This is a genomic window from Mesorhizobium sp. M1E.F.Ca.ET.041.01.1.1 (assembly GCF_003997355.1).
Taxonomy (GTDB): Bacteria; Pseudomonadota; Alphaproteobacteria; order Rhizobiales; family Rhizobiaceae; genus Mesorhizobium.
Genome location: NZ_RZSL01000638.1, coordinates 1 through 3,182, shown reverse-complemented (window position 1 = coordinate 3,182; position 3,182 = coordinate 1). Strand labels below are relative to the sequence as shown.

Below are 3,182 nucleotides of genomic sequence, written 5' to 3'. Positions count from 1 at the left end.
TGGGCATCGAGGTGCGCAGCGGTGTTCCGGTCGAGATCGGGCCGCTGGCGGGCATCGATCCGCAAGAGATCGCCGACCCGCTTCCGTTGGCCGAGCGGGTCCGGATGGCCATCGAAGAAGCCGGACTAACGCAGCGCTTGGGACCGAAGGTTTCGGTGATTGTGGACGGTGGTGGGCAGTTGGCCATGGATGAGCTGATGGCCGATGTAAGGCTGGCTGCGGTGCAGGCCACAGCGGGCGTCCAGTGGAGCGTGTCGGTTGCCGGAGATGGCCGAACTGCGAAGCTTCTCGCGACAGTCGATGCCGATACTGCGCGCGACATCACTGTGGCAGCGCTCAGGATGATTGCCGAGAAAGGTCGAGAGGCGCACACGCGGGATTTGTCTTGGAGGCAGCTCGGTTCACTCGCAAGTTGGCACTCCGTCACACCCCCCTCTGTCCTGCCGGACATCTCCCCCGCAAGGGGGGAGATCGGCAATTCCGCCGGCGGCTCAGCTCTTGCACCGCCGGCGATTGGCGAAAGCCGAGATGAGAGAGCAATCTGCCCCCTTGCGGGGGAGATGTCCGGCAGGACAGAGGGGGGTGCGCAGGAACGCCAACCTTCGAAAAGCCCCATTGGCATTTTTGATCTCGCGATCACCCGCGCCCTCGGCATCGGCCTGCCCTTCGGCAGCATGCCGGCCGAGAAGCTCATTGAAATGACCCGACAGGCCCTCGTCTTCGGCGCCACCGAAATCCGCCCGGCACCCGGCCGCGCCCTGCTCTTCCTCGGCCTCTCCCCGTCCGCCTGCCCAGCCCTTGAAGCCTCAGCCGCCACCCTCGGCTTTGTCACCTCTGCGACCGACCCGCGCACCCGCATCGCCGCCTGTCCCGGCATATCGGCCTGCTCTTCCGGCCGCATCGCCACCCGCGCCATCGCCGAGATAATCGCGAAGGAAAGCGCCGACCTCCTCGATGCCTCGCTCACCCTGCACATTTCCGGCTGCGCCAAGGGTTGCGCGCATCCAGGCTCGACAGCGTTGACCCTGGTCGGCGACGAAAAAGGAGCCGGACTTGTCGTGGACGGGACGGCAAAGGCCCTTCCTGCCGGATACAGGCCGGGCTATGACGCCGCGCGCGGGGTCGCCGGCATTGCCGAGGCGGTCCGCGAGCAACGACATCCCGGCGAGACTGCAGCCGCGTGCCTTACAAGGCTTGGCGCGGCCGGCCTCGCTGAACTCTATCGACGGAACTGAAGAATGGCCGCCTACGACTATATCCATGACGGGATGGCGATCTACGAGCGCTCCTTCGTCATCATCCGCGCCGAGGCCGATCTCTCGCGCTTTTCCGAGGCGGAAGCCGATGTCGCGATCCGCATGATCCATGCCTGCGGGCAGGTCGAAGCCGCCGGCCACTTCGCCTTCTCGAAGGGTTTCGTCGATGCGGCCCGCGCGGCGCTTGCCGCCGGCGCGCCGATCTTCTGCGATGCGGAGATGGTCGCGCATGGCGTCACCCGCGCCCGGCTGCCGGCCGGCAACGAGGTGATCTGCACGCTCCGCGACCCGCGCACCGCCGAGATCGCCAAGGAAATCGGCAACACGCGCTCGGCCGCCGCGATCGACCTCTGGGGCGAGCGGATGGCCGGATCGGTCGTCGCCATCGGCAACGCGCCGACCGCGCTTTTCTATCTGCTCGAAAAACTGCACGACGGCGCGCCGAAGCCGGCCGCGATCATCGGCATGCCGGTTGGCTTCGTCGGCGCCGCCGAATCCAAGGATGCGCTGGCCGAGAATTCCTATGGCGTGCCCTATGCCATCGTGCGCGGCAGGCTGGGCGGCAGCGCCATGACAGCGGCGGCGCTTAATTCGTTGGCGAGGCCAGGCCTGTGAACGCTCTCCCGAAAGGACGCCTGGTCGGCGTCGGCACCGGCCCCGGCGATCCGGAACTGCTGACGCTGAAGGCGGCGCGCGCCCTGGCCGAGGCCGATGTCGTTGCCTACTTCGCCAAGCGCGGCAACAACAGCAATGCCCGCGCCATCGTCGAGGCGCGCTTCCGGCCGGATATGATCGAGCTGCCGCTGCTCTATCCGGTGACAACCGAGATCGACAAGGATCACGACGACTACCGTTCGCAGATCACCGATTTCTACGAGCAATCGGCCGAGCAGATCGCCGGGCATCTTGGCGCCGGCAAGATGGTCGCGGTGCTGTCGGAGGGCGATCCGCTCTTCTACGGCTCCTATATGCATCTGCATGTCCGCCTTGCGCACCGCTTCCCGACCGAAGTCATCCCCGGCATCACCGCCATGTCGGGCTGCTGGTCGGCAACCGGCTTGCCGATCGTCCAGGGCGATGACGTGCTGACCGTGCTTCCGGGCACGATGAGCGAGTTCGAACTGACGCGGCGCCTCGCCGACACCGATGCCGCCGTCATCATGAAGGTCGGCCGCAACCTGCCAAAAATCCGCCGCGCGCTGGAAGCGACCGGCAAGCTGGCGAAAGCCGTCTATGTGGAACGCGGCACCATGTCGGGCAGCGTCTCGATGCGGCTCACCGAAAAGCCGGACGACAAGGCGCCCTATTTCGCCATCGTTCTGATCGCCGGCTGGTCCGCCCGTCCCGGAGCCCCCGGAGCAAAGCCATGAGCGGCCGCCTCACCGTCATCGGTCTCGGTCCCGGCAATGCCGACCAGGTCACGCCGCAGGCAAGCCACGCCGTGGCCGAGGCTTCCTTCTTCTATGGCTACAAGCCCTATCTCGACCGGCTCGAGCTGAGGGAGGACCAGACCCGCGTCGCCTCCGACAATCGCGAGGAGCTCGCCCGCTCCAACGAGGCACTCGCCAAGGCGGCCGAAGGCCACAACGTCGCTGTCGTTTCCGGCGGCGACCCCGGTGTCTTTGCCATGGCAGCCGCCGTCTGCGAGGCGATCGAAGCGGGTCCGCAGGAGTGGCGAGCCATCGACCTCAACGTCGTCCCTGGCGTCACCGCCATGCTTGCGGTTGCCGCCCGCATCGGCGCGCCGCTCGGCCATGATTTCTGCGCCATCTCGCTCTCGGACAATCTGAAGCCTTGGGACCTGATCGAGCTGAGATTGCTGGCGGCGGCCGGCGCCGGCTTCGTCATCGCGCTCTACAATCCGATCAGCAAGGCGCGCCCCTGGCAGCTCGGCCGCGCCTTCGAATGCCTGAGAGCGATCCTGCC

Annotated in this window: 4 protein-coding genes; all 4 read left to right on the top strand. The window is 66.8% G+C overall.

The genetic code is table 11. From position 1 onward, the window contains the following. Nucleotides 1-1,235, top strand: a 1,235-nt coding sequence (gene cobG, locus EOA38_RS31745) for a precorrin-3B synthase (protein ID WP_127301081.1), incomplete at its 5' end; no start/stop codon positions are given. A gap of 3 nt (nt 1,236-1,238) precedes the next feature. After that, nucleotides 1,239-1,871 carry a precorrin-8X methylmutase gene (locus tag EOA38_RS31740; RefSeq protein ID WP_127301080.1) on the top strand — a complete coding sequence of 211 codons (633 nt, stop codon included), beginning with the start codon at nt 1,239-1,241 and terminating at the stop codon, nt 1,869-1,871. After that, on the top strand, nt 1,868-2,626 hold the full coding sequence (locus tag EOA38_RS31735; protein ID WP_127301079.1) for a precorrin-2 C(20)-methyltransferase: 759 nt from the start codon (nt 1,868-1,870) through the stop codon (nt 2,624-2,626). Before EOA38_RS31740 ends, EOA38_RS31735 begins: the two co-directional genes overlap by 4 nt. Next, a partial coding sequence (locus tag EOA38_RS31730) for an SAM-dependent methyltransferase (protein ID WP_127301078.1) occupies nt 2,623-3,182 on the top strand: 560 nt, incomplete at its 3' end. The genes EOA38_RS31735 and EOA38_RS31730, both read left to right, overlap by 4 nt.

What these genes read in the sequence shown, in the direction of transcription:
- EOA38_RS31740 (WP_127301080.1), top strand. Translation starts at nt 1,239, where the DNA reads ATGGCCGCCTACGACTATATCCATGACGGGATGGCGATCTACGAGCGC.